This is a genomic window from Paenibacillus baimaensis (assembly GCF_025567575.1).
The window spans coordinates 33,962-59,188 of record NZ_JAOQIO010000012.1 but is presented as its reverse complement, the minus strand read 5'-3'; the positions used below and the strand labels follow the sequence as shown (position 1 = coordinate 59,188).

The window sequence follows — 25,227 nt, the reverse complement described above, 5'->3', positions numbered from 1 at the left end:
AATTTGCATTCTCTTGTACTGCTATTTACTCACTCGTTGATTCAGTTTTCAAAGGACAATCATTTAATCATACATTATATTCACTCACTATATGCGTTCACTTTAATTAAATGTTATTAATCATTTAATTTTAGCGGCGACTTTTTTAATATACCACACTAACCTACTTCAATGCAAGCTTTTTTTTGAAATTAAGGATAACAGGCTTGATCTTGTTGGTTTTATGCTTGTACCGTTTTTAGCGGCGAGATGTAATGTATCATACCCCTGCTGTATAAGTCAAGCAATTCATTTCAATTATTTTAACGTTGCATTTTATTCCTCGCATATTTCGAAATTTCTCTGGGCGAAGCCAGCCTTGCATACATTCGAAAAATCACTTTGTAACGGGATTCAATCGCTTTCTTGACTTCATTATCCAATTTTTTATCATTTAAGTCGAACAGCATTTCATCCAATTCTTTTTTTAACACGTAGTCGAGCTCACTGCATTCCCTTGCATTAAACAAAAAACCGAGCATCAGCCTCAATGCCCCTTTCATCTGAAGTTATCCTGACCATCTGAAGACGCCAAAAAGCATGCAATGTTAAAGCACTGATCCATCCAAATTCACTTCGCGCTTTAAACCTGCATGCCTAAGCCAGTTAAGCAGCTCGTCTGCTTTACTGTTATGCACATATTTAGTTTTTTTATGCGGTATACGCGTTAACTTTTTACAAGCCAGTAGGTAAATGTACTTTCGATCAGCGCAGCTACGGTCAATGTAACAACAAGCACGATCACGACAGGACCTATCGCCTTAGCAAAGCCAAGCAGCTCTTCTTTATAAGCATTCGGTCTATTCGGGCTTATTAGAGCAGCTAAAGACTTCATCATCAGAACACCCAGGCGCATACCAAACGCAGCTGCAATGATGATCGCCGGAATTTCAAGAATGCCGTGAGGGACGATACCTTTTAAAACAAAGAGCAGCGATTCTTTATGTGCAGACAAAGCTCCTATATAACCGAGCAGTAATCCGTTCGTTAGTAAAAAAAACAACGGTAATATCCCAAAAAAAGCGCCTAATGCGATGACCAGCAGCGTCTTCAATACATTATTCCAAAAAATCAGCCAGAACATCGACCATTGCGGATTCGGTTTGTCAGCCATTGATTGTGTAAGCTGCTCCAAGGCTTTTAACTGTGTTTCAATAAAAGTCTGGAATGAATCCGAAAATCCCGCTCCAAGTATCATCCCAACAACAAAGACAAGTGTCGCCGCGATAAAATAATGCTTCATCAGCTTGAGTTGTATTCTTATATTATTCATGATTTCTCATCTCCCTACGTTTATTCTATGGTCTTACAAGTAGTAGCCAAGCTCTTATCATATCTTCCTTGTCCCAGCATACACTGTATTAAATGCAAAATATACAAGCCCTTCTTGGTAAGCAGGGCTGCCGGGAGGTTAGGTTCATGAATTACTTTTATGTGGTGAACGGGAAAAAAATTAAGCAAGTTTTTATTATTGCTGTAGCGATCATTTTTGCAATTGGTATTATTTATTCAGAGCGAGATCAAGTGACGGTCTTTTCGCAAAGTGAGCCTGCAGCCATTTATAGTGTACAAACCGAGAAAAAGTGGATAGCACTTACCTTTGACATCAGCTGGGGAGACAAACGAACCGAACCTATCCTCAAAATTTTGGAGGACAAAGGGGTAAAGAACGCTACTTTCTTCCTCTCTTCACCCTGGAGTAAGGATCATCCCGAGATGGTGCAGCGAATTGTTAAAGGTGGATGGGAGGTTGGGAGTCACGGGCATAAGCATGTAAACTACAGCAGTCTCAACGACGATGAGATTCGGACACAAATTAAAACAGCCAACCAAATCTTAAACCAGGTTACTGGTAAAAATCCGAATCTGATCCGGTTACCTAACGGTGATTTTGACAAAAGAGTGCTCCGCATCGCTAACGAGCTTAATTACACGGTCATCCAATGGGATACAGATTCTATGGATTGGATGAATAAAGGCGTCGATAATATTATTAATCGTGTTGTATCCAAGGCTCACCCCGGAGACATCGTACTTATGCATGCCAGCGACTCCGTCAAGCAAACTCACGAAGCGCTGCCCGTCATTATCGATCAGCTTCGCGCCAAAGGCTATGAGTTCGTTACGGTCAGTGAGCTGATGAAGCAAACAGAGGTTCGCAACAAACCACCCGTCGAAGACCAAGCCATGAAACAGCTTCAATAATTCAGTGTTGACTAATAGAAATTAAGAAGAGCCGTCACAGCGGCTCTTTGTTTGTTTTTAGCACTTTCGATAAAATCAATATTTGCCATGCATTGCAAGCAAGCAAAGGGATCATCATAAAGAGAGTTGAAGCTGCACTATTGATCCTGAGCGCTGGTACTGCTTCGATGGCCGTAACGGCTGTCATAAAAAATAATGTAGGGATAAATCCATTTTTGTTGGTCAGCTTCACCTTCCACCAAGAAGTGGAGAACGCGACAACAAGTAAAATAAGCGGCAGCATCATGTAGGTAAGCCAGCTTTCTTGCGCATCTTCATGTCTTAGAAACACCAAATCGACCAAGGCAATAAGGACACAGATCAACTGCAGTGTATCTGTAATCCATTTAGCTCTTATCATGCCCATCACTATAAAACGAACAATCAAGTAAGAGAAAAAACCCATTTGACTGAGAACGCTGATCATGGCCCCACCAAGCAGCATCGTCACCATGTTAAAACCAATTTCATTACCATTAAGCACACTTATCTTCTGATCGGTGGACTGTAAAATAAAACCGATAATTAAAGCTGCTACAGCCCCAATCACAAGTGTCGTCCAGAATAAATAAAACCATTTACGTAATGTCACAACTTTTACCCCCAGCACATGCGTCTTTTCTGATGCTAATTGTACCAACCTTCTCAATAAAAAGCTAATGGGGAGGGGATTTCAAATAAGGCATTTTGGCGAATACTACACACAACAAATCATGAAAGGAGCCACGAAGTCATGAAATCTCAATGGTTGCGTCAGGTTGTTCTTCTCATTCTTATTGGGATGGTATTATCTTCTTGCGGCTCGGATAGCAGCTCTTCACAATCGCAAAACGGCGGTTACAAGGATACCAAAACGATGGTGCTCGACATATTAAAAACCGAGGATGGGCAAAAGGCTATACTCACAGCATCGCAAAAAGCAGCTGCACAAGACGGAGGTCAGTTAAAGTTATTGTCAGCCGGTGATGCCCAGCACATTCAACTTGCGGTTAAGGACGTACTTACCGATACGAGCAATAATAAATTTTTACAAACGGTTATTACTGATCCTAAATTTGCTGGTGAATTTGCCAAGGCGATTCAAAAGGAAATGAAGCAGCTGCAAAAGGATTTGATGAAAGACCCTGAATATCAGCAAGCACTGGTCAGTACCATGAAAAATCCGGATTTTGAAAAAATGCTTCTGGATACGTTGAAAAGCACTCCTTATAGACAGCAGACCAAAACCGTCATTCAGGAATCCATGCAAAGTCCGTTGTTTCGTCTTGATTTAATGAATGTGATGAAAAAGGTGCTTGAGGAAGAATCACAACCCAAGGGGCAGAGTAAGTCAGGAGGAGAAAGTCAGAGTGGCGGCGGCTCTCAGGAAAGCGGCGGCGGTGGTAATCAGAAGAAATAATTCGAGAAGGCCCGAAAAAGCAGTTCAAAACAACTCACAAAAAAATGACCGCCCGATTACGATCTCGGACGGTCTGTTTATTTCTGTATTATTTATTAATGACCTTTAGTGCAAGTTCTTTATATAGGTTACCCGTTTCGGATTCAGCTTTGTAAACCGATGGTGAATAATCAGACTCAGCAGGGTGATTATCAGGCGCACCCAAAGGGATTTGAGCAAGCAGCTCTGTATGCAGCTCTTCTGCCAGCTTGCCGCCACCACCTCTACCAAATACATAAGCCTTCTCTCCACTAGAATCCTTGTAATAAGACATATTTTCAACGATTCCAATAATTTCATGCTCGGTATGTATAGCCATAGCACCAGCCCTTGCAGCAACAAAAGCTGCAGTAGCATGTGGAGTTGTGACAATAATTTCTTTGCTTTGCGGGATCATCTGATGTACATCCAAGGCAACATCACCTGTACCGGGCGGTAAATCCAACAAAACGTATTCGACATCACCCCAGGTCACTTCCTGGAAAAAGTTCCGCAGCATTTTACCAAGCATCGGGCCACGCCAAATGACTGGCGTATTGTCCTCTACGAAGAAGCCCATAGAGATTACTTTAACTCCAAATCGCTCAATCGGCACGATTTTATTGTCAATAAGCTCAGGCTTATGGTCGATCCCCATCATATCTGGCACACTGAAGCCATAAATATCTGCATCAATAAGGCCTACTTTTTTGCCCAATCTTGCAAGCGCTACTGCCAGGTTAACGGTAACGGTGGATTTACCTACTCCGCCCTTGCCACTTGCAATAGCTATGAACTGCACACCCTCTGCAGCATCTAATATATTACGAGCAGGTGCGTTTACTGGATGATCGGTAGGTTCCTTGGGTGTATCTGCTTGCTTTTGTGCCGAAGCAGCCTCCTGGATTTTGCGCGACGCTTCATTCCGATCAAATTCAGATACCCCTCGGAAGCGTAAATGCACCTCTTGGGCACCCACTTTTTGAAAAGCGGCTGTAATTTGATTTTCCAGAGTTGTTCGGTAGTCTTCACTTTCGTTGGACAACAGCACCGTAGCTGCGACATGCTCTTCTTTAATAACCATATCTCGAATAAAATGCAGCTCCACCAAATCCAGCAAAAACTCCTGATCATGAATTGAGCGGACTGCATCTAATAATTGTTCCTTCGTAACCATAGATTCACCCCAGCAATCTGTATTCATACTTGAGTGTTATTATAACATAGTTTGTTTATAAACCCACTTTTTCACCTGAGTAATATCTGAGTACACCTTGATAGATAGCAGCCGCGAGTTTCTTTTGATAATTACGACTCTTCAGCTTGTCAGCCTCCGGAGGATTCGATAGAAAACCTACCTCAATCAAGGCACTGGGCATTTGCAAAGTTTTTAACAAGAACACATTACCTACTGGCTTTGCGATACGCTCTGTATTATTCAGATTGGTTTTCAGTTCCTCCTGGATGAACGTCGCCAATACAATACTGTCTTTATGATTAGGATAGTAGAACGTCTGTGCCCCAGACCATTTAGTTGAGGGTATGCTGTTTACATGGACACTCAGGAACAAGTCCGATTTTTTCTGATTAATAAATTGTGCACGATTCATAAGGTCCTCGGTCTTTCTCTTACTGTAGCCCTTGGTGGAGGAGTCTGCTAAATCCTTATCGTCCTCTCGGGTCATTACCACGAGTGCGCCGGCTTCCTGCAAATAATCTCGGAGGTGCAGTGCAATGTTCAGGTTAATGTCCTTTTCTACAGTTCCATCCTTGCTTTCCGCTCCTCCATCAGGGCCACCATGGCCTGGATCAAGTGCAATGACCTTTCCAGACAAGGGCATTGTCCAATATGTCCATGTTTTGGTTGCGGGCAATTCGTAACTAAACATAATCAGCATGAGGGCAATAAGCAGAGCTGAGAGCCCGATCTTTAAGCCGCTTTGCAGAGTGAGCCATATGACGATTCGCTTCCTTTTTTTCCACATCAAAAATCCACCTCAAGTCCCTATAGATTCTGTATCATCTATATGGGTTGAGGTGGACAAATATACCTTATGACTGTAAGCGTGATTCCGTCTGATTGTATACTTCGTATTCCGGCTCTTTCATGCCTTCAATCAGCACTTGAGCTACTTCTGGTCGAGTAAATTCAACTGGTGGACATTGTCCATCACGCAGCAGGGCGCGAACCTTGGTACCGGACAAATGCAAGTGCTCTGAAGCGTCATGAGGACATGTTTTACTTGAAGCCATGTTACCGCATTTTTTGCAAAAGAAGCTATGCTCAAAGAACAACGGGGTAATGCCCAACCCCTCCTTGCTGAAATTGCTAAATATTTCTTGAGCCTCATACGTGCCGTAATAGTCGCCCACACCTGCATGATCACGACCTACGATGAAATGCGTGCAGCCGTAATTTTTGCGAACTATTGCGTGAAAAATCGCTTCCCGAGGTCCTGCATAACGCATGGCTGCCGGGAATACCCCTAAGGATACACGATCCTTCGGATAGTAGTTTTCCAGCAATACCAGATAGCTTTTCATACGAACATCAGCCGAAATATCATCAGACTTCGTTTCGCCTACCAACGGATTTAGAAACAGACCATCCACGATTTCCATCGCTGTTTTTTGTATATACTCATGAGCACGATGCACAGGGTTACGGGTTTGAAAACCAACAACCGTCTTCCAGCCCTTCTCAACAAATAAGCGGCGGGTTTCTGCGGGATCGAAATAAAACTCCTCAAACTTCTCTGCTTTGGGTCTGTTTAATACCTGCACGGATCCACCTAAATGGGTAGCAGGGCGGGAAAACAATTTTTGGACGCCAGGATGGGCAGAATCGTCGGTTTTAAACACATTTACAGCCTCATGCTTATGGTCGACACTATAGACGCTTTGAACGTCCAGAATGCCATATATAACGTCATCTGCTTCACCAACCAGTGCGATTTGCTGTCCGATTGAAAAGCCTTTACCAATATGGGCCTCAACAGGAAGAGTTACCGGAATACTCCATACCGTACCGTCAGCCAAGCGCATCCGTTCAACAACAGATTGATAATCCTCTTCTCCCAAAAAGCCGGTAAGTGGTGAAAATGCTCCTACCCCAATCAAATCCAGATCCGAGATAGCCCATGCACTTATTTTAAGTGTGTACAAAGTTTTGGCAAGCTCCAGCAGGTGCTCTCTCTCTGCACCTTCCACGATTCGGTTGATCAACGTGCCTCCATGAGGTTGAATCGTTTCGGTCATAGGTTGCAAATCTCCTTTATAATTATTTGTGAAGTCCGCATTCTGTTTTTTCATTGCCAGCCCAACGCCCGGCCCGAGGATCTTCACCAGCAGCGACTTGACGTGTGCAATGCGTGCAGCCAATGCTTGGATAGTTGTTATCGTGCAATGGATTATACAAAACATTGTTTTTGCGGATATAATTCCATACGTCTTCACTTGTCCAGCTAGCCAATGGGTTGAATTTTACTAAACCAAACTTGGTATCATATTCAACTTTTTTGGAATTAGCACGTGTCGGTGCCTGATCCCGGCGAATACCAGTAATCCATGCATCATAATTTTTCAAAATATCGGTTAATGGATCAACTTTTCTTATATTGCAGCATTGATTCGGACTGCTTATCCAAAGCTCGTCACCAAATTGTGCAGCCTGTTCGTCTAAAGTTAACTTTGGAAGTACTTGGACAAACTCCAAACCGTAGTGCTGCTGCAATTTATCACGTGTATCGTACGTTTCCTGAAAATGAACATTTGTATCTAAATAAAATATGTCTGTTTTTGGACTCAGCTTCTGCAGCATATCAACTAATACTACATCCTCTGCGCCGAAACTACAGGCTAATGTAATATTGGGAAACTTCTCTACAGCCAGTTCGATCAATGTTTCTGCCGACTGATTCTCATAATGCTCCGCTGCTTCCTGAATCCACTGCTCTTTTTCAAATAAATTCATTACAATTCCTCCCAAATAATTAATTCCGAGTATATTAATATGCTTTCTTTGTATAATTTCATTATAATGCCGCCAGACTTTTTGTCAAATTAAATTTTTCTTTTGCCATTAGGAGTAAAACGACTACTATATCGATATGCAAATGCATAACAAAAAAAGCCTTTCCACCAAAACGGCAGAAAGACTTTTTTTGTTCGATATGTGTATATCTTAACGCTTGGAGAACTGAGGAGCACGACGAGCGGCTTTCAATCCATATTTTTTACGCTCTTTCATACGTGGATCACGAGTCAGAAAACCCGCTTTTTTCAACGATCCGCGCAATTCAGGATCTACCTTCAGCAATGCACGAGAAATACCATGACGGATCGCTCCTGCTTGTCCAGAGATACCTCCACCGTTAGCAATAACCAATACATCGTATTGACCCAAAGTCTCTGTAAGATTCAATGGTTGCTTAACGATAAGCTTTAAAGTTTCTAAACCAAAATATTCATCCAATTCACGTTTGTTGATCACAATTCGGCCTTCGCCTGGTACTAGACGTACGCGAGCTACCGAATGCTTCCTACGACCTGTTCCATAGTATTGAACCTGTGCCACAAGATAGCCTCCTTTTAACTAACCGCGAAGTTCCCAGACTTCTGGTTGTTGTGCTTGGTGCGGGTGTTCGGATCCTGCATATACTTTAAGTTTCGTTTTCATTGCATCACCTAAACGGTTTTTCGGAAGCATTCCGAAAATTGCCAATTCAAGGACACGTTCTGGTTTGTTAGCAATCATGTCTTGAGCGGATGTTACTTTCAAACCGCCTGTGTACATGGAGTGACGGTAGTACATTTTGTTTTGCAATTTCTTACCTGTTAAATGAATCTTTTCTGCATTGATGACGATAACAAAATCTCCTGTATCCACATGAGGTGTGAATTGTGGTTTGTGTTTGCCGCGAATTAATGCTGCTACTTCGCTTGCAAGACGACCCAGAGTTTTATCTGTAGCGTCAACAATGAACCATTTGCGTTCTACTTCATTAGGCTTAGCCATGTATGTCGTGCGCATTTCGTTGTTCCTCCTAAACATTTTGCATATCGGTAATTGATTGATGACACAGTTTCGCTTTTGATACCGAGACAACCTGTCATCTCATCATCCAATTTATCTGTATCATTTAATTAATATGGTTTATACGGCTCCTGCTTGATCCGGGGCCGTGGGTTAGCCGATCAAGAAACGCCAAGTTGTATTATACTACGTACGGAAGATTAAATCAAGAACTAATCTCATCGTTATCGTATAAAACTTCCCAGAGCATCAGCCCATGAGGCATAGCGGTTGGTCCGGCCAAAGCACGGTCTCGTATAGCCAGAATCTCGCTCATTGCATCAGCTGATCGTTTGCCTTCTCCGATCTGGATCAGCGTACCGACAATAATTCGAACCATATTGTATAAAAAACCATTTCCGGTCACATGAATATGAATACCATATGATTGCAAAATGGGATCCATCGGTTCACATTCCAATGAGACGGCATATATCGTCCGTACATTGGACTTCTTGGTAGAACGAATTGAGCAGAAAGACGTAAAATCATGTTCTCCCACCAAACAGGGCAAACTTGATTGCATGGCTTCCGTATTCAATGGTGTAGGATGGAAGTATTCCTGGTTACGACGAAATAAATCAGGGTGTTTGCCGCAACGGATGGTATATCGGTAGGTTTTGCAGTCTGCACTGCGTCTCGAATGGAAATTATCATCGACCTGCCTTGCGTTACTAACGATAATGTCAGCAGGCAGAAGCGTATTTAAAGCCAAGCACCAACGAACGAGAGGAATCGGGGATGAGGTGATAAAGTTGATAACCTGGCATCTGGCATGAACACCTGCATCGGTACGTCCAGAAGAGGTTATTTTGATCGTCTCACCCGTCAGAGAACGTATCGCACGCTCCAGAATGTCCTGAATCGTGTTGTTGCTTGGCTGTGTCTGAAAGCCGTGATAAGCCGTTCCGTCATAGCTTACGGTCATGCATATATTTCTCAAGGCTAACCTCCGTCTCATATCCATAAGCTGAGGCTACAAAAAAAAGGGCTTCAGCAGAATCATAAGATCCTGTCCACCCTTTCCAATCCCTTTATGCACGATCTACTAGCTCTAAGTAAACCATTGGTGCAGCATCGCCGCGACGTGGTCCAAGCTTTAAGATACGTGTATAACCGCCTTGACGTTCCGCGTAGCGAGGAGCCAGATCAGCAAACAGCTTTTGGATAGCGTCCTGGTTTTCATTCGCTGCTTCGCGGCGAACAAAGGAAGCCACCTGACGACGTGCATGAAGATCTCCGCGTTTTGCCAAAGTGATTAATTTTTCTGCAATAGAACGTAATTCTTTTGCTTTAGCTTCTGTCGTTTGAATACGCTCATAAATGAACAGATCCGTTACCAGGTCACGAAATAATGCTTTACGTGAACTGGAATCACGACTTAACTTTTGATGTTGTGCCATTGTATGTGTAACCTCCTTATGCTTAATAATCGTTGACGTCTAGTCTTCCATTCGAAGACCAAGACCCAGCTCTTCGAGCTTCTCTTGAACTTCTTCAAGGGACTTGCGTCCAAGATTACGAACCTTCATCATATCTTCTTCGGTTTTCGTAATCAATTCTTGTACGGTATTAATACCCGCGCGCTTCAAACAGTTGTAAGAACGAACTGAAAGATCAAGCTCTTCGATCGTCATCTCAAGCACTTTCTCTTTTTTGTCCTCTTCTTTTTCAACCATGATCTCAGCATCTTTAGCTTCATCAGTCAAACCGACGAATAACATCAAATGCTCAGTCAAAATTTTGGCGCCCAAGCTTACAGCTTCTTCAGGTCGAATACTTCCATCGGTCCACACTTCAAGAGTCAGTTTATCATAATTGGTAACCTGGCCTACGCGAGTATTTTCGATGTTGTAATTGACACGAGTGATTGGCGTGTAAATCGAATCAATCGGTACTAAACCGATAAGCTGCTCTTCTTTTTTGTTCTTATCCGCTTGTACATATCCACGTCCACGATTTGCGTGAATTCGCATATGAAGACGGGAATCGGATGAAAGTGTAGCAATGTGCAAATCCGGATTAAGGATTTCAACATCACTATCACCACGAATATCGCCAGCTACGACCGCTCCTTCGCCTTCAGCGTCAATCTCCAACACTTTATCCTCGTCGGAATGAATTTTAAGCGAAAGTCCCTTTAAGTTAAGGATAATCTCAGTGACATCTTCCTTAACACCAGGAACGGTTGAAAACTCGTGCAGCACTCCGTCGATTTGAACCGAGGTAACCGCCGCCCCCGGTAAGGAGGACAGCAAAATTCTGCGCAGCGAGTTTCCCAAAGTTGTTCCATAGCCTCTTTCCAAAGGCTCTACAACAAACTTACCGTAAGTGCCCTCTTCGCTTAATGCTACGGTTTCTATTTTCGGCTTTTCGATTTCGATCAATGATAACCCTCCTTCAAAACGTCGTTTCCCTCTGGATAACTTAAGACGCATAAAACGTGCAGTATTCTTATCCACATAGTATTGTCAACTTTTGGATAAATATACCACTCTTCGTAATCTCAATTAGACACGACGACGTTTTGGAGGACGGCAACCGTTGTGAGGTACAGGAGTTACGTCTTTAATCAGGTTAACTTCCAGACCAGCTGCTTGAAGCGAACGAATTGCTGCTTCACGACCAGCTCCTGGGCCTTTAACCATAACTTCAACGACTTTCATCCCATGCTCCATTGCCGCTTTAGCTGCTGTTTCAGCAGCCATTTGTGCTGCGAACGGAGTGCTTTTACGTGAGCCTTTAAAGCCCATGTTACCAGCACTCGCCCAAGAGATTGCATTACCGTGAGGATCGGTAATAGTTACGATGGTATTGTTAAACGTTGAACGGATATGTGCTACTCCGGTGTCAATGTTTTTCCGATCACGACGTTTCGTACGAACAACTTTTTTAGGTTTAGCCATTTTCAGTGTTAACCCCCTTTACTATTTTTTCTTATTAGCTACAGTACGACGAGGACCTTTACGCGTACGGGCATTTGTTTTAGTACGTTGACCACGAACAGGTAAACCGCGACGGTGACGAACACCACGATAGCAACCAATTTCGATTAGACGTTTAATGTTCAGAGCAATTTCACGACGAAGGTCGCCTTCTACTTTGACAGTTTTGTCAATAGCATCACGAAGCTTGCTTACTTCATCTTCGGTCAAATCGCGAACGCGAGTTGCCGAACTTACACCGGTTTCGGCCAAAATCTTTTGGGATGTTGTTTTACCGATACCAAAAATGTATGTCAGGGCAATTTCCACGCGCTTTTCACGAGGTAAGTCTACACCAGCAATACGTGCCATTTATACAAGCACCTCCTTAACCTTGTTTTTGTTTGTGCTTCGGATTTTCGCAAATAACCATTACATTGCCTTTGCGACGAATGACTTTGCATTTCTCACAAATCGGCTTAACCGACGGTCTAACTTTCATTTTTATTACCTCCTAAGAGTTTGCTTTAGCAAACTGACTTCGTAAGCATAAGCTGAGTTTTCAAGAGAAAACTGTCTTCGTAAGCATGAGCCGAGAAAGCTTTAGTGAGCTATCTTGGTAGGCATAGGTATATATGTTCATACATTTATTTAAAACGATAGGTTATACGGCCTCTAGTCAAATCATAAGGTGAAAGTTCCACCGTTACTTTATCTCCAGGCAAGATCCGGATAAAGTGCATTCTGATTTTACCGGATACGTGAGCAAGTATCTTATGACCGTTTTCCAGCTCCACTTTAAACATTGCATTCGGAAGAGGTTCAATCACTGTACCTTCAACTTCAATAACATCTTCTTTGGCCACAGTCATTCTCCTTTCTCTTGTGCTTCTGATTGAATTTGGTTCACAACCTTATTGATTACAAAGCGCAATTTACTATTGGTTACACGTCCGCTATCGCTCATGCTTTCCACAACTTCGCTGCTAACCGTTGGTAACAATTCGAGATGAAGTATATTTTTCTTCTTAGGCTGGTCGAATCTCCGCTTGTCGCCGTCTACAATCCACACGAATCGTTGGTCTTCGACATTTATGATGACAGCGTACTTCCCGGAATCGTTGCCGCGAATAATCCTAACTAATTGTCCAAGCTGTGGTTTGTTTACCGAATTCACAAGGCTCACCTACGCTTTAGGCTTTCGTAAATATTTCGTAACCATCCGGCGTAATTGCAATGGTATGCTCAAAATGCGCGCACAGTGTGCCATCCACTGTAACAACCGTCCAATTGTCTTTCAGTGTCTTAACATAACGTTCACCGACATTGACCATGGGTTCGATTGCTAATACCATTCCCGGCTTCAGTCGAGGTCCTCGTTCTGGTAAACCGTAATTTGGAATCTGCGGCTCTTCATGTAATTTGGAGCCAATTCCATGCCCAACATATTCTCGAACAATTGAAAAACCTTCGTTCTCGACGTACTTTTGAATAGCATGAGAAATTGTATACAACCGAGCATCCGGTTTAGCTTCCTCTAGTCCTTTGTATAAGCATTGCTCAGTTACCTCCAAAAGCTTCTTGGCTGTATCCGATATGGTTCCAACACCATAAGTCCAGGCTGAGTCACCATGATATCCTTTATACTGAGCTCCGATATCAATACTGATGATGTCGCCATTCAACAACTTACGCGGTCCGGGTATACCATGTACCAATTCATCATTGACTGAAGCACAGATACTTCCAGGAAAACCGTTGTATCCTTTAAAAGATGGGATTGCTCCTTGACTGCGAATATATCCTTCTGCGATTTGATCGAGCTCCTTGGTTGTAATATCGGGCTGAACGGCCTTTTGTAATAAGCGATGCGTTTCGGCTACAATTCGACCTGCTTCTCTCATTAAGTCCAACTCAGCTGGAGATTTACAAATGATCATTTCGCTTGACCTCGCAATAGTAAGCTGATTTGTGCAGCAACCGTACCTATTTCTTGCTCACCGTTAACCTCACGCAAATTTCCTTTGTTACGATAATACGATAAAAGCGGTGCTGTTTTATTCAGATACTCGTCAAGCCGAGTTCCTACTTTTTCTTCGGTATCATCTGATCTTTGGTACAATTCGCCTGAGCATTTATCACATACATTCTCAGTATGAGGAGGGTTAAACAAGACATGATACGTAGCACCACAAGATCTACAAATTCTGCGACCTGTTAATCTCGCCAAAAGCAGGCTGCGATCAACATGAAGGTTTATAACATGATCAATGCTTGAACCTAAAGAATCCATGATCTTATCGAGAGCTTCCGCTTGCTCGATCGTTCTTGGAAATCCGTCAAGCAAAAACCCTGACTTACAATCAGGAAGCTGAAGTCGTTCCTTTACGATACCAATCGTAATTTCATCCGATACAAGCAAACCCTGATCCACATATTTTTTTGCTTCCAACCCAAGGGCCGTACCTTGCTTCATGGCTAAACGAAAAGCGTCGCCGGTTGAAATATGCGGGATTTGAAACTCATTGACGATTGATTCCGCCTGTGTACCTTTGCCTGCACCAGGAGGACCCATAAATATTACGTTCATAATGATTCCTCCCTATCACAGCAAATGATGCAACCAGAACAATAGGTGCCGATAGTGAAAGTTCACTATCAGAACCTATTTACTATTTATTGATAAAACCTTTGTAATGACGTTTGATCAGTTGACTTTCAACCTGCTTCATCGTTTCCAATCCTACACCAATAACAATTAGCAAGGAAGTTCCTCCAATACGAACCGATTCCGGCAAGCCTGCAAGGTGGCCCAGTACCATTGGAATAATGGAGATCGCAGCCAAGAAAAGAGCACCAGACAAAGTAATGCGAGTCATTACTCTGGTCAAGTATACAGAAGTTGTTTTCCCAGGACGAATTCCTGGTATGTAACCTCCGTTTTTCTTCATTTGGTCAGCCATCTGTTCAGGATTAATCTGAACAAACGTGTAGAAGAAGGTGAACCCAATGATCAATAGTACATACAGAACCATACCGAGTGGTGCTGTATAATTTAAATTCGTAATGATCCAATCTGCCACTACATTACCTCTCCAAAAATTAGCAAGTGTTGGAGGAAAAACAAGTAATGATAAAGCAAAGATGACTGGAATTACACCCGCTGCATTTACCTTTAATGGGATGTGTGTCGATTGCCCACCATAAGTCTTGCGACCTACAACCCGTTTGGCGTATTGCACCGGAATTTTACGAATGCCTTGTTGTATGAAGATAACCCCAGCGATCAACGCAATAATAACAACTACGATGAGCACGACTTTGATAATATTCAAGAACAGTGCATCTCCAGCATCGGCTAATTGAGTTTTGTAAATCTGTGAAATTCCTGTCGGAATTGCAGCTACAATCCCCGCGAAGATGATAATGGAAATACCATTTCCAATTCCATTTTCAGTGATTTGTTCCCCTAACCACATCAGAAATGCAGTTCCCGCTGTCAGAACGATTGCGATCAAAGCATACGTTGTGAACGTAGGATCCACAACTAACCCTGTGTAGATTCGGTTAAATCCGATAGCCAAACCAAATGCCTGGATAATCCCTAATCCAATTGTACCGTAACGGGTAATCTGCGCTAACTTCTTTCTGCCCACTTCCCCTTCTTTTGCCCATTGAGCAAAACGTGGTATTACATCCATCGATAAAAGCTGAACGATGATCGAGGCTGTAATATAAGGCATAATTCCCATCGCGAAGATCGAGAATTGGAACAATGCGCCACCGGAAAAAGTATTCATCAAACCAAACACACCACCTGTGTTGGCTTGATCCTGAAGTTTGATAATATCTGTGTTGATGTTAGGTACCGGAATAAAAGCACCAATTCTGTAGACGATCAAAACGATTAAGGTGAAGAATATTCTTCTCCTCAGATCGTCTACTTTCAAAATATTGGATATGGTACGTAACATTAAATCACCTCGGTTTTACCGCCGGCAGCCTGAATTTTCTCTACCGCAGATTGAGAGAACTTGTTAGCTTTTACACTCAACTGAACAGTAAGATCGCCATTGCCCAAGATTTTGATTCCATCTCTTGCATTTTTGATAATACCGGACTCTTGAAGAATTTCTGGAGTCACTTCAGTACCAGCAGCAAATTTGTTAAGCTCAGTCAGATTTACAATAGCGAATTCCTTACGGAATCTGTTAGTAAATCCACGTTTAGGCAAGCGACGATATAGAGGATTTTGTCCCCCTTCAAAACCTGGACGAACACCACCGCCAGAGCGCGAATTTTGTCCTTTATGTCCACGAGTTGACGTTTTTCCCATACCACTACCGATACCACGACCCACACGCTTGCGGGCTTTACGTGCCCCGATAGCCGGAGTAAGCTCATGCAATTTCATCGTTTGCACCTCCTCTTAATACGTTTTGTAAAGCAAATTTATGCTTCCAGTTCAGTAACTTCAACTAAATGACTTACTTGATTAACCATGCCGCGAATCGCTGCATTGTCTTGTTGTACAACAGTTGAATTCAGTTTGCCCAGTCCAAGTGAAACTACAGTACGACGTTGTGTTTCTGGACGGCCGATCAAGCTGCGTTTGAGGGTAATTTGCAATTGTTTAGCCATGATATCCCTCCTACCCTAAAATCTCTTCAACAGTTTTGCCACGCAGCTTTGCAACTTCTTCAGCACGCTTCAGACGCTGTAAGCCTTCAAGAGTAGCATTTACCATGTTGATTGAGTTAGAAGATCCTAAAGATTTGGTCAAGATGTCGCCAACACCAGCAAGTTCCAGCACTGCACGAACTGGACCGCCCGCGATCACTCCAGTACCCTTGGAAGCAGGTTTCAAAAGAACATTACCAGCTCCAAATTTACCAATAACCAAGTGAGGGATAGTGGTTCCAACGATAGGTACATGAATCAGGTTTTTCTTAGCATCTTCAATACCTTTGCGAATTGCATCTGGTACTTCGCCAGCTTTACCGATTCCTGCGCCTACCCATCCGTTACCGTCGCCAACAACAACTAATGCACTAAAGCTGAAGCGACGTCCGCCTTTAACTACCTTAGATACACGATTAATGTTAACAACTTTTTCTGTTAACTCTAAAGTATTGGGATCAATACGCAAGTGATTTTACCTCCTTATATGTTCGATTAAAATTCAAGACCTGCTTCACGAGCTGCATCGGCTAATGCCTGCACACGTCCGTGGTACAAATATCCACCGCGGTCAAATACGATTTTTTCTACTCCGTTTTGCTTAGCGCGCTCTGCAATTAAAGCTCCGACCTTGCGAGCTGCTTCAGCATTACCACCATTGCCGATGTTTTCTTTCAACTCTTTATCTTGAGTGGAAGCAGATGCAATAGTTACACCTTTAACATCATCGATCAATTGTGCGTACATATGCTTGGATGAACGGAAGATATTCAAGCGCGGACGTTCAGTCGTTCCTTGAATTTTCTTACGGACACGTAAATGTCTTTTCAAACGAGCTTTGTTCTTGTCGCTTTTGTTAATCATTCGAGGTTTACTCCTTTCAACTTAAATGAAGGATGATCCTGCATTTATGCAAGCTTATTTCTTCTTACCAGCTTTACCTTCTTTACGAAGAATACGTTCGCCTTCGTACTTAATACCTTTACCTTTATAAGGTTCAGGCTCACGAACAGAACGAATCTTTGCAGCAACTGCGCCGACCAATTCTTTGTCAATGCCCTTAACCGTGATCTTCGTGTTTGATGGAACATCAAACTCGATACCGTTCTCCGGTTCGATTTCAACTGGATGCGAGTAACCAACGTTCAAAACCAGCTTATCACCCGTTTTGTTAGCGCGGTATCCAACTCCAACCAGCTCAAGGTTTTTTGCAAAACCAGTAGTTACGCCGTTTACCATGTTAGCAACAACGCTTCTTGTAGTACCGTGAAGAGAACGATGTAATTTATTATCAGAAGGACGTTCAACAGAAATTTCATTTTCTGCAACGACCAGCTTCATATCTCTGTGTAACTCACGAGACAAAGTACCCTTAGGGCCTTTTACTGTGATAAGAGTGTTATCAAGAGTGATGTTTACTTCACTCGGGATTGTAATGGGCTTGCGACCAATACGTGACATGGTATGCACCTCCGTTCATTTAAATTCTTTATTACCAAACGTAGCAGATAACTTCTCCGCCAGCTTTAGTTTGACGAGCTTCTTTATCGGTCATAACGCCTTGAGAAGTGGAAATAATCGCAATTCCCAAACCGCCTAGTACGCGAGGAACCTCTTGACTTTTTGTGTAAACACGCAAGCCGGGTTTGCTGATTCTTTTAAGACCGGAAATAACACGTTCATTGTTAGGTCCGTATTTCAAGAATACGCGGATAATTCCTTGCTTGTTATCTTCGATATATTCAGCGTCGCGGATAAAACCTTCTTTTTTGAGGATCTCAGCAATTTCTCTTTTGACCGTCGAAGCAGGGATTTCAACCGTTTCATGACGCACAACGTTTGCATTACGAATACGTGTAAGCATATCTGCAATTGGATCTGACATCACCATTTATGTGAACCTCCTTCCCGAAACTTGGGTAATTACCAGCTTGCTTTTTTAACGCCAGGGATTTGACCTGCGTGTGCTAATTCGCGGAAACAAATTCTGCAAATTTTAAACTTCCGAAGAACCGAATGCGGACGGCCACAGCGTTCGCAGCGTGTATAAGCCTGCACCTTGAATTTTGGAGTGCGCTGTTGCTTCACGATCATTGAAGTTTTTGCCACTTACTTTTACACCTCCGGTTGTACCGTACCTTATTTGGTAAACGGCATTCCTAATTGGGTTAATAACTCACGGGACTCTTCGTCCGATTGGGCTGTAGTTACGATAACGATATCCATACCGCGTACTTTATCAACTTTATCGTATTCGATTTCAGGGAAAATTAATTGTTCTTTCAAACCCAATGTATAGTTACCGCGTCCATCAAATGCTTTTGAAGAAACACCGCGGAAGTCACGAACACGAGGAAGCGCAACATTGAACAATTTGTCCAAGAAATGATACATGCGCTCGCCGCGAAGCGTTACTTTTACACCGATCGGCATATTTTCACGCAATTTGAAGCCTGCGATTGATTTCTTTGCTTTAGTAACAACCGGCTTTTGACCAGCGATTAACTGAAGATCCTGAACAGCTACATCCAACACTTTGGAGTTCGAAACTGCTTCACCCACACCCATGTTAATGACGACTTTCTCAATCTTAGGCACCTGCATAACCGTTGTATAACTGAATTTCTGCATCAAAGCAGGAGTTACTTCATTCAAAAAACGATCTTTTAACCTTGCTGCCATCTTTCATGTACCTCCTTTCCTAACTTTTACGATTAATCGATAACTTCACCGGATTTACGAGCTACACGTACTTTTGTACCGTTGTCCAGAACTTTGTAACCTACACGGGTAGGCTGGCCGCTCTTCGGATCAATCAGCATCACGTTCGATACGTGAATAGGTGCTTCTTGCGAGATAATACCACCCTGTGGGTTAGATTGCGAAGGTTTGCTATGCTTCTTGATCATATTTACACCTTCAACCAACACGCGATTTTCACGAGGGTATGCTGCAATTACACGGCCTTTTTTACCTTTATCTTTGCCAGTAATTACGAACACTTTATCGTCTTTTTTAACATTTAGTTTGTTATTATGAGACTCCAATTTCTTGGGTTGCTTTGGCATTGAGTTTCCACCTCCTGAGAGCATTCGTAGAATGCTAACTTCGTAAGCATAATTTCTTCTATCGTGCAGCTGCTTAAGCAGCATTTAAATTAGATAACTTCTGGAGCCAGAGAAACGATTTTCATAAAGTCGCGATCACGAAGTTCGCGAGCAACTGGTCCAAAGATACGAGTTCCACGAGGACTCTTATCATCCTTAACGATTACAGCTGCATTTTCATCAAAAGTAATGTAAGAACCATCTTTACGGCGTGCACCGCTCTTTGTACGAACGATTACCGCTTTGACAACATCACCCTTTTTGACAACGCCACCTGGTGTTGCTTCTTTTACCGAGCAGATGATCAAATCACCGATATGACCCACACGACGTCCAGTACCACCAAGAACGCGAATGCACATCAATTGCTTTGCTCCTGAGTTGTCAGCCACTTTTAAACGAGATAGAGGTTGAATCATTGTTTAAACCCTCCTTCCGGAATTGATGCTTCGTATCTTTTTTATACCAAAACAGCTTTTTCTACAATTTCAACCAATCTCCAACGCTTGTCTTTGGACAAAGGACGTGTTTCGGAAATTTTCACAACATCACCGATTTTGGCCTCATTGTTCTCGTCATGCGCTTTGAATTTCTTCGTATATTTAATTCTTTTGTGATAAAGATCGTGTTTTTTGTATGTTTCAACCGCAACAACGATGGTTTTTTCCATTTTGTCACTCACGACTTTACCGACTTGAGTTTTACGATCGTTACGTTCACTCATGGAAGATCCTCCTCTCTCACTCATTAACTAATGATCCCCAGTTCTCTTTCACGCAAAACAGTCTTTGCACGAGCAATCTCTTTGCGGACTTCCCGGATCTGTACTGGGTTTTCCAGTTGACCGGTAGCTAGTTGAAAACGGAGGCTAAAGAGTCTTTCTTTAAAGCCGGCAATTTTTTGTTCAATTTCAGCAGTGGTTAGGTTGCGAAATTCACTAGCCTTCATTTGCTTCACCACCTACATCTTCTCTTTTAACAAACTTGGTTTTGATCGGAAGCTTGTGAGAAGCCAGACGTAATGCTTCACGAGCAATTTCCTCACTAACACCGGCAAGTTCAAACATAATCTTACCTGGTTTTACAACGCAAACCCATTTCTCTACGCTACCTTTACCGCTACCCATCCGTACTTCAAGCGGTTTTTGTGTTGCCGGTTTCGAAGGGAAAATTTTGATCCATACTTTACCGCCCCGTTTGATGTAACGAGTCATCGCAATACGAGCAGCCTCGATTTGACGGTTGGTAACCCATGCAGGCTCCAAAGCTTGCAATCCGAATTCACCGAAACTTACTTCTGTTCCGCCTTTAGCGCGACCACGCATTTTACCACGAAACTCTTTACGGTGTTTGACACGTTTAGGAACTAACATTCTTAGTTGCCTCCTTCCGTAACAGCCTTTTTCTTAGCCGGTGGAAGAACTTCGCCGCGATAGATCCATACTTTTACTCCGATACGACCATAAGTAGTATGAGCTTCCGCTGTACCATAGTCAATATCCGCACGCAATGTATGAAGAGGCACTGTACCTTCACTGTAGCCTTCATTTCTAGCGATTTCCGCTCCGCCCAAACGACCACTTACTGCTGTTTTGATTCCTTTTGCTCCGGCTCTCATCGATCTTTGGATCGATTGCTTCATAGCACGACGGAATGAAACGCGACGTTCCAATTGTTGTGCAATGCTTTCAGCAACCAAAATTGCATCCAATTCAGGATTTTTGATTTCAGAGATATTGATGTGAATCTTTTTGCCGTTCGACAGATTAGCAATGTAGTTACGAATAACTTCGATTTCTGCTCCGCCTTTACCGATAACCATACCAGGCTTAGCTGTTTGAATGGTAACATTCACACGGTTAGCAGCACGTTCGATTTCAATATGTGAAACAGCTGAATCTTTCAGCTTCGTTTTTAAGTATTCGCGGATTTTAACATCTTCAATAAGAAGATCGCCGAAATCTTTACCTGCGAACCATTTGGATTCCCAATCGCGAATAATCCCAACTCTAAGTCCTACTGGGTTTACTTTTTGACCCACACGTTATCCCTCCCTTATTTTTCGGATACCACTATTGTAATGTGGCTGGTACGTTTATTAATGCGGCTAGCACGTCCCATTGCACGTGGACGGAACCGTTTCATTGTTGGTCCTTGGTTAACAAATGTTTGTGATACGACCAAGTTGTTCGGATCCATGGAGTAGTTATGCTCAGCATTAGCAATGGCAGAGTTCAAAACCTTCTCAACGATCGGTGAAGCGGATCTTGGTGTATGACGCAGAATCGCAATTGCTTCTCCTACTTGCTTGCCGCGGATCAAATCAACAACCAGCTGCGCTTTACGGGGAGCAATACGAACGAATCTTGCAATACTTTTTGCTTCTGACATGTGTTGTACCTCCTCTCATTTACTGCTTATTACACAAGCAAAGCTCTAATTAGCGCTTGCTCGTCTTCTTGTCATCATCATGACCTTTGTAAGTACGAGTTGGAGCAAACTCACCAAGTTTGTGACCAACCATATCCTCTGTAACGTAAACCGGCACGTGCTTTTTACCATCGTATACCGCAAAAGTAAATCCGATGAATTGCGGGAAAATAGTCGAACGACGCGACCAAGTTTTAATAACTTGTTTCTTCTGAGTGTCGCCTTGCGCTTCAACTTTCTTCATAAGATAGCCGTCAACGAAAGGACCTTTTTTCAAACTGCGACCCATATTTCGTTCCTCCTTTCTTCAACCCTTGCTAGAATCCGATTATTTAGTGCGACGACGAACAATATATTTATCAGATGCTTTGCCTTTTTTACGAGTTTTGTAACCAAGAGTCGGTTTGCCCCAAGGAGACATTGGAGATTTACGACCGATAGGAGCACGGCCTTCACCACCACCGTGTGGGTGATCGTTAGGGTTCATTACAACACCGCGGACTTCAGGTCTTTGACCCAACCAACGCGAGCGTCCAGCTTTACCTACTTTGATCAATTCGTAATCTTCGTTACCAACAGAACCGATTGTTGCGCGGCAAACTTTCAAAACTTTTCTAACTTCGCCGGAAGTAAGACGAATCGTTACATAAGTTTCTTCTTTACCAAGCAATTGAGCTTCAGTACCAGCAGCGCGAACCAATTGAGCGCCTTTGCCAGGTTTCAACTCGATGTTGTGGATAACTGTACCTACAGGAATATTTTCAAGCGGTAAAGCATTACCGATCTTGATATCCGCTTTAGGTCCGGATTCGATTTTATCATCGACTTTCAAGTTCTTAGGAGCGATGATATAACGTTTTTCACCATCAGCATAATGAATCAAAGCAATGTTAGCGGAACGGTTTGGATCGTATTCAATCGTAGCAACGCGACCTGGTATTCCATCTTTATTCCGTTTGAAGTCAATAATCCGGTATTTACGTTTGTGTCCTCCACCTTGGTGACGAACCGTGATTTTACCTTGGTTGTTACGTCCCGCGTGTTTGAACAACGGAGCCAATAACGATTTCTCCGGTGTTGACGTTGTGATTTCTTCAAATGTAGAAACCGACATATGACGTCTGGCAGGTGACGTTGGTTTATATTTTTTAATTGGCACTTGGATTCCTCCTTACTTGAAAAGGTTAATTACACACTCTCAAAAAATTCAAGCTCTTTGCTATCAGCGCTTAACGAAACAATCGCTTTTTTCCATTCCGATGTATAACCGGCATGACGACCATAGCGTTTTGGCTTAGCCGGCATTCTCAAAGTGTTAACTTTCGTTACTTTTACTTTGAAAATTGACTCGATAGCCAATTTGATTTCCGTTTTGTTTGCACGGAGCTCAACTTCAAACACATATTTCTTCTCAGCCATCATATCACTTGTACGCTCAGTGATTACAGGGCGTTTAATAATATCGCGAGGATCTTTCATTATGCAAAAACCTCCTCTACCTTCTGTACCGCATCCTTAGTAATGATCAGCTTGTCGTAAACCATAACATCAAGCACGCTAATTCCGTCAGCAACTACAAATTTCACGCCTGGGATATTACGAGCGGATAATGCCACGTTTTCTTCATAACCAGCTGTTACTACTAAAGCTTTGCGATCCACTTTCAAATTGTTAAGAATCGCTGCAAATTCCTTGGTTTTCGGCTGATTCAATAGCAATTGATCCAGTACGATAATTTCGTTGCCAAGTACCTTGGAAGACAATGCAGACTTGATGGCGATACGACGAACTTTCTTAGGAAGCTTGTACGCGTAGCTGCGTGGAGTCGGTCCAAAAACGATACCGCCGCCCTTCCATTGAGGGGAACGAATACTACCTTGACGTGCACGACCTGTACCTTTTTGTTTCCAAGGTTTACGACCGCCACCACGAACTTCGGAGCGCCCTTTAACTTTGTGTGTACCTTGTCGTAACGAAGCACGCTGCATTAATACTGCTTCATTCAAAATGTGGGAATGGGGTTCAATACCGAACACGGAATCAGACAATTCCACTTCTCCCACTTGTGCACCACTTACATTATACAATGCTACTTTTGGCATCTGTTAATCCTCCTTCCTTGCTTTACTTAACTGTTGATTTAACACTCACGTAGCTATTTTTAGGACCCGGAATGGAACCTCTTACTAGGATCACATTACGTTCCGCATCGACTTTGATAACTTCAAGACGTTGAATCGTAACTGTTTCCGCACCCATATGTCCTGGAAGCTTTTTGCCTTTTGGAACACGGTTGGATTGGATGGAACCCATGGAGCCTGGACCACGATGGTAACGCGAGCCGTGAGCCATTGGACCAACAGATTGATTATGTCTTTTGATAGAACCTTGGAAACCTTTACCTTTAGAAGTACCGGTTACATCAACGAATTCGCCTTCTGTGAACAAGTCAGCTTTGATTTCTTGGCCAACTTCGTATTCAGAGATCTGAATACCACGAATTTCTTTAATGTAGCGCTTAGGTGTTGCACCAGCTTTTTTCGCATGGCCCAACTCAGGTTTGATAGCTCTACTTTCTTTCTTGTCATCAAAACCGATTTGAATAGCTTCGTATCCGTCATTCTCAGCATCCTTTTTTTGCAAAACCGTACAAGGACCTGCAAGAATTACCGTTACCGGAATTACCAAGCCTTCAGGAGTAAACACTTGGGTCATTCCAAGCTTTTTTCCTAAGATACCTTTAGTCATCGTTGACACCTCTTTTCTTCTTATGCTTTCAATTATTTATACACATGTGGATTACAATTTAATTTCGATATCCACACCGGACGGTAGATCCAAACGCATTAACGCATCTACAGTTTGTGGTGTCGGATTAACAATATCGATCAAACGCTTATGTGTGCGTTGTTCAAATTGCTCACGCGAGTCTTTGTATTTGTGTACCGCACGAAGAACAGTAATGATTGTTTTCTCCGTAGGTAATGGGATCGGACCAGATACGCTTGCACCTGAACGCTTTGCCGTTTCCACAATTTTCTCAGCAGATTGATCCAGAATTCTGTGATCATATGCCTTCAAACGAATACGAATTTTTTGCTTTGCCATAGTATTCCCTCCTTCTATCGCCCAATTTAGTATCGGACATACTCAGTGAAAATCTCCTGACGCCTTCCCCATGGCAAAGGGGCCGGGTGTGTCAGCAACCTCTCACATCATCGCAACGTCTCAGACCAACGTTCACTATTATATAAAAAATCAAAACAAAAAGCAAGAACATTTCCATTCTTTTTTTATAAATTTATAAATCCAT

At 42.7% G+C, this 25,227-nt stretch carries 43 protein-coding genes; 2 read left to right on the top strand and 41 right to left on the bottom strand.

Going from position 1 to position 25,227, the window contains the following annotated elements:
- Positions 1–302: 302 nt before the first annotated feature.
- Positions 303–521, bottom strand: coding sequence for a hypothetical protein (locus OB236_RS06410; protein WP_076237547.1), 219 nt, complete (start codon positions 519–521; stop codon positions 303–305).
- Between the two features lie 185 nt (positions 522–706).
- On the bottom strand, positions 707–1,312 hold the full coding sequence (locus tag OB236_RS06405; protein WP_262683214.1) for a stage II sporulation protein M: 606 nt from the start codon (positions 1,310–1,312) through the stop codon (positions 707–709).
- A gap of 146 nt (positions 1,313–1,458) precedes the next feature.
- Here OB236_RS06405 and pdaB point away from each other — a divergent pair, with 146 nt between their 5' ends.
- Positions 1,459–2,244 (top strand): polysaccharide deacetylase family sporulation protein PdaB, encoded by a 786-nt coding sequence (gene pdaB, locus OB236_RS06400; protein WP_262683213.1) that lies wholly within the window; start codon positions 1,459–1,461, stop codon positions 2,242–2,244.
- 34 nt (positions 2,245–2,278) lie between these two features.
- Here pdaB and OB236_RS06395 read toward each other — a convergent pair whose 3' ends face one another.
- Positions 2,279–2,875 carry a KinB-signaling pathway activation protein gene (locus OB236_RS06395; RefSeq protein ID WP_262683212.1) on the bottom strand — a complete coding sequence of 199 codons (597 nt, stop codon included), beginning with the start codon at positions 2,873–2,875 and terminating at the stop codon, positions 2,279–2,281.
- 141 nt (positions 2,876–3,016) lie between these two features.
- Between OB236_RS06395 and gerD the strand changes: the two genes are divergently transcribed.
- Entirely contained in the window at positions 3,017–3,682 is a 666-nt protein-coding gene (gerD, locus tag OB236_RS06390) for a spore germination lipoprotein GerD (RefSeq protein WP_076237391.1), read from the top strand.
- An 88-nt stretch (positions 3,683–3,770) separates the two neighbouring features.
- Here the strand turns inward: gerD and OB236_RS06385 are convergent, their stop codons facing one another.
- The 38 genes from OB236_RS06385 to rpsJ form a co-directional block, all read right to left on the bottom strand.
- Complete coding sequence (locus OB236_RS06385) at positions 3,771–4,877, bottom strand: Mrp/NBP35 family ATP-binding protein (RefSeq protein WP_262683211.1); 1,107 nt, start codon at positions 4,875–4,877, stop codon at positions 3,771–3,773.
- A gap of 55 nt (positions 4,878–4,932) precedes the next feature.
- The gene (cwlD, locus tag OB236_RS06380; RefSeq protein WP_262683210.1) at positions 4,933–5,685 is read right to left on the bottom strand and encodes an N-acetylmuramoyl-L-alanine amidase CwlD; all 753 of its coding nucleotides are present in this window, start codon (positions 5,683–5,685) and stop codon (positions 4,933–4,935) included.
- 67 nt (positions 5,686–5,752) lie between these two features.
- On the bottom strand, positions 5,753–6,958 hold the full coding sequence (gene sat / locus OB236_RS06375; RefSeq protein WP_262683209.1) for a sulfate adenylyltransferase: 1,206 nt from the start codon (positions 6,956–6,958) through the stop codon (positions 5,753–5,755).
- A gap of 22 nt (positions 6,959–6,980) precedes the next feature.
- Positions 6,981–7,673, bottom strand: a complete 693-nt coding sequence (locus OB236_RS06370) for a phosphoadenylyl-sulfate reductase (protein WP_262683208.1) — start codon at positions 7,671–7,673, stop codon at positions 6,981–6,983.
- A 210-nt stretch (positions 7,674–7,883) separates the two neighbouring features.
- Positions 7,884–8,276, bottom strand: coding sequence for a 30S ribosomal protein S9 (gene rpsI, locus OB236_RS06365; RefSeq protein WP_076237405.1), 393 nt, complete (start codon positions 8,274–8,276; stop codon positions 7,884–7,886).
- Between the two features lie 18 nt (positions 8,277–8,294).
- The gene (rplM, locus tag OB236_RS06360; protein ID WP_076237407.1) at positions 8,295–8,732 is read right to left on the bottom strand and encodes a 50S ribosomal protein L13; all 438 of its coding nucleotides are present in this window, start codon (positions 8,730–8,732) and stop codon (positions 8,295–8,297) included.
- Positions 8,733–8,940: 208 nt separating this feature from the next.
- Positions 8,941–9,717, bottom strand: coding sequence for a tRNA pseudouridine(38-40) synthase TruA (gene truA, locus OB236_RS06355; RefSeq protein ID WP_262683207.1), 777 nt, complete (start codon positions 9,715–9,717; stop codon positions 8,941–8,943).
- A gap of 91 nt (positions 9,718–9,808) precedes the next feature.
- A complete protein-coding gene (gene rplQ / locus OB236_RS06350; protein ID WP_076237411.1) occupies positions 9,809–10,177 on the bottom strand; it encodes a 50S ribosomal protein L17 in 369 nt (122 codons plus the stop codon).
- Positions 10,178–10,216: 39 nt separating this feature from the next.
- A complete protein-coding gene (locus OB236_RS06345; RefSeq protein WP_076237413.1) occupies positions 10,217–11,161 on the bottom strand; it encodes a DNA-directed RNA polymerase subunit alpha in 945 nt (314 codons plus the stop codon).
- Positions 11,162–11,284: 123 nt separating this feature from the next.
- Positions 11,285–11,680 carry a 30S ribosomal protein S11 gene (gene rpsK, locus OB236_RS06340; RefSeq protein WP_076237415.1) on the bottom strand — a complete coding sequence of 132 codons (396 nt, stop codon included), beginning with the start codon at positions 11,678–11,680 and terminating at the stop codon, positions 11,285–11,287.
- 21 nt (positions 11,681–11,701) lie between these two features.
- Entirely contained in the window at positions 11,702–12,070 is a 369-nt protein-coding gene (gene rpsM, locus OB236_RS06335; RefSeq protein ID WP_076237417.1) for a 30S ribosomal protein S13, read from the bottom strand.
- Between the two features lie 16 nt (positions 12,071–12,086).
- On the bottom strand, positions 12,087–12,200 hold the full coding sequence (rpmJ, locus tag OB236_RS06330) for a 50S ribosomal protein L36 (RefSeq protein WP_003333770.1): 114 nt from the start codon (positions 12,198–12,200) through the stop codon (positions 12,087–12,089).
- A 145-nt stretch (positions 12,201–12,345) separates the two neighbouring features.
- A complete protein-coding gene (gene infA / locus OB236_RS06325) occupies positions 12,346–12,564 on the bottom strand; it encodes a translation initiation factor IF-1 (protein WP_009676800.1) in 219 nt (72 codons plus the stop codon).
- Positions 12,565–12,566: 2 nt separating this feature from the next.
- Entirely contained in the window at positions 12,567–12,875 is a 309-nt protein-coding gene (locus OB236_RS06320) for a KOW domain-containing RNA-binding protein (RefSeq protein ID WP_076237420.1), read from the bottom strand.
- A 16-nt stretch (positions 12,876–12,891) separates the two neighbouring features.
- Positions 12,892–13,638 carry a type I methionyl aminopeptidase gene (gene map / locus OB236_RS06315; protein WP_076237423.1) on the bottom strand — a complete coding sequence of 249 codons (747 nt, stop codon included), beginning with the start codon at positions 13,636–13,638 and terminating at the stop codon, positions 12,892–12,894.
- Positions 13,635–14,288: an adenylate kinase gene (locus OB236_RS06310; RefSeq protein ID WP_076237426.1), complete on the bottom strand. Its 654-nt coding sequence runs from the start codon at positions 14,286–14,288 to the stop codon at positions 13,635–13,637. Before OB236_RS06310 ends, map begins: the two co-directional genes overlap by 4 nt.
- Positions 14,289–14,370: 82 nt before the next feature.
- The gene (gene secY, locus OB236_RS06305; protein WP_076237429.1) at positions 14,371–15,672 is read right to left on the bottom strand and encodes a preprotein translocase subunit SecY; all 1,302 of its coding nucleotides are present in this window, start codon (positions 15,670–15,672) and stop codon (positions 14,371–14,373) included.
- Positions 15,672–16,112, bottom strand: a complete 441-nt coding sequence (gene rplO, locus OB236_RS06300) for a 50S ribosomal protein L15 (protein ID WP_076237431.1) — start codon at positions 16,110–16,112, stop codon at positions 15,672–15,674. Before rplO ends, secY begins: the two co-directional genes overlap by 1 nt.
- 38 nt (positions 16,113–16,150) lie before the next feature.
- Positions 16,151–16,339: a 50S ribosomal protein L30 gene (rpmD, locus tag OB236_RS06295; RefSeq protein WP_076237434.1), complete on the bottom strand. Its 189-nt coding sequence runs from the start codon at positions 16,337–16,339 to the stop codon at positions 16,151–16,153.
- A gap of 10 nt (positions 16,340–16,349) precedes the next feature.
- A complete protein-coding gene (rpsE, locus tag OB236_RS06290; RefSeq protein WP_076237436.1) occupies positions 16,350–16,847 on the bottom strand; it encodes a 30S ribosomal protein S5 in 498 nt (165 codons plus the stop codon).
- Between the two features lie 26 nt (positions 16,848–16,873).
- A complete protein-coding gene (gene rplR / locus OB236_RS06285; RefSeq protein ID WP_076237438.1) occupies positions 16,874–17,242 on the bottom strand; it encodes a 50S ribosomal protein L18 in 369 nt (122 codons plus the stop codon).
- A 54-nt stretch (positions 17,243–17,296) separates the two neighbouring features.
- Positions 17,297–17,839, bottom strand: coding sequence for a 50S ribosomal protein L6 (gene rplF, locus OB236_RS06280; RefSeq protein WP_076237440.1), 543 nt, complete (start codon positions 17,837–17,839; stop codon positions 17,297–17,299).
- Between the two features lie 31 nt (positions 17,840–17,870).
- On the bottom strand, positions 17,871–18,269 hold the full coding sequence (gene rpsH, locus OB236_RS06275; protein ID WP_076237442.1) for a 30S ribosomal protein S8: 399 nt from the start codon (positions 18,267–18,269) through the stop codon (positions 17,871–17,873).
- Between the two features lie 32 nt (positions 18,270–18,301).
- Positions 18,302–18,487, bottom strand: a complete 186-nt coding sequence (locus tag OB236_RS06270; protein WP_076237445.1) for a type Z 30S ribosomal protein S14 — start codon at positions 18,485–18,487, stop codon at positions 18,302–18,304.
- Between the two features lie 30 nt (positions 18,488–18,517).
- Positions 18,518–19,060, bottom strand: a complete 543-nt coding sequence (gene rplE, locus OB236_RS06265) for a 50S ribosomal protein L5 (protein ID WP_076237448.1) — start codon at positions 19,058–19,060, stop codon at positions 18,518–18,520.
- 32 nt (positions 19,061–19,092) lie between these two features.
- Positions 19,093–19,446, bottom strand: a complete 354-nt coding sequence (rplX, locus tag OB236_RS06260) for a 50S ribosomal protein L24 (RefSeq protein ID WP_076237451.1) — start codon at positions 19,444–19,446, stop codon at positions 19,093–19,095.
- An 89-nt stretch (positions 19,447–19,535) separates the two neighbouring features.
- A complete protein-coding gene (gene rplN, locus OB236_RS06255; protein WP_076237453.1) occupies positions 19,536–19,904 on the bottom strand; it encodes a 50S ribosomal protein L14 in 369 nt (122 codons plus the stop codon).
- A 41-nt stretch (positions 19,905–19,945) separates the two neighbouring features.
- Complete coding sequence (rpsQ, locus tag OB236_RS06250) at positions 19,946–20,209, bottom strand: 30S ribosomal protein S17 (RefSeq protein WP_076237456.1); 264 nt, start codon at positions 20,207–20,209, stop codon at positions 19,946–19,948.
- A gap of 23 nt (positions 20,210–20,232) precedes the next feature.
- On the bottom strand, positions 20,233–20,433 hold the full coding sequence (rpmC, locus tag OB236_RS06245; protein ID WP_076237459.1) for a 50S ribosomal protein L29: 201 nt from the start codon (positions 20,431–20,433) through the stop codon (positions 20,233–20,235).
- Positions 20,423–20,857: a 50S ribosomal protein L16 gene (rplP, locus tag OB236_RS06240; RefSeq protein ID WP_076237462.1), complete on the bottom strand. Its 435-nt coding sequence runs from the start codon at positions 20,855–20,857 to the stop codon at positions 20,423–20,425. The genes rpmC and rplP overlap by 11 nt, the downstream gene beginning before the upstream one ends.
- Before the next feature lie 2 nt (positions 20,858–20,859).
- Complete coding sequence (rpsC, locus tag OB236_RS06235) at positions 20,860–21,525, bottom strand: 30S ribosomal protein S3 (RefSeq protein ID WP_076237465.1); 666 nt, start codon at positions 21,523–21,525, stop codon at positions 20,860–20,862.
- Positions 21,526–21,539: 14 nt separating this feature from the next.
- A complete protein-coding gene (gene rplV / locus OB236_RS06230; protein ID WP_076237468.1) occupies positions 21,540–21,875 on the bottom strand; it encodes a 50S ribosomal protein L22 in 336 nt (111 codons plus the stop codon).
- A gap of 49 nt (positions 21,876–21,924) precedes the next feature.
- The gene (gene rpsS, locus OB236_RS06225) at positions 21,925–22,203 is read right to left on the bottom strand and encodes a 30S ribosomal protein S19 (protein WP_076237471.1); all 279 of its coding nucleotides are present in this window, start codon (positions 22,201–22,203) and stop codon (positions 21,925–21,927) included.
- A gap of 39 nt (positions 22,204–22,242) precedes the next feature.
- Entirely contained in the window at positions 22,243–23,073 is an 831-nt protein-coding gene (rplB, locus tag OB236_RS06220; RefSeq protein WP_076237473.1) for a 50S ribosomal protein L2, read from the bottom strand.
- Between the two features lie 29 nt (positions 23,074–23,102).
- Positions 23,103–23,393 (bottom strand): 50S ribosomal protein L23, encoded by a 291-nt coding sequence (rplW, locus tag OB236_RS06215; protein ID WP_076237476.1) that lies wholly within the window; start codon positions 23,391–23,393, stop codon positions 23,103–23,105.
- Positions 23,393–24,016, bottom strand: coding sequence for a 50S ribosomal protein L4 (gene rplD / locus OB236_RS06210; protein WP_076237479.1), 624 nt, complete (start codon positions 24,014–24,016; stop codon positions 23,393–23,395). The genes rplW and rplD overlap by 1 nt, the downstream gene beginning before the upstream one ends.
- 22 nt (positions 24,017–24,038) lie before the next feature.
- The gene (gene rplC / locus OB236_RS06205) at positions 24,039–24,662 is read right to left on the bottom strand and encodes a 50S ribosomal protein L3 (RefSeq protein WP_076237482.1); all 624 of its coding nucleotides are present in this window, start codon (positions 24,660–24,662) and stop codon (positions 24,039–24,041) included.
- A gap of 51 nt (positions 24,663–24,713) precedes the next feature.
- Entirely contained in the window at positions 24,714–25,022 is a 309-nt protein-coding gene (gene rpsJ / locus OB236_RS06200) for a 30S ribosomal protein S10 (RefSeq protein ID WP_076237484.1), read from the bottom strand.
- Positions 25,023–25,227 lie beyond the last annotated feature (205 nt).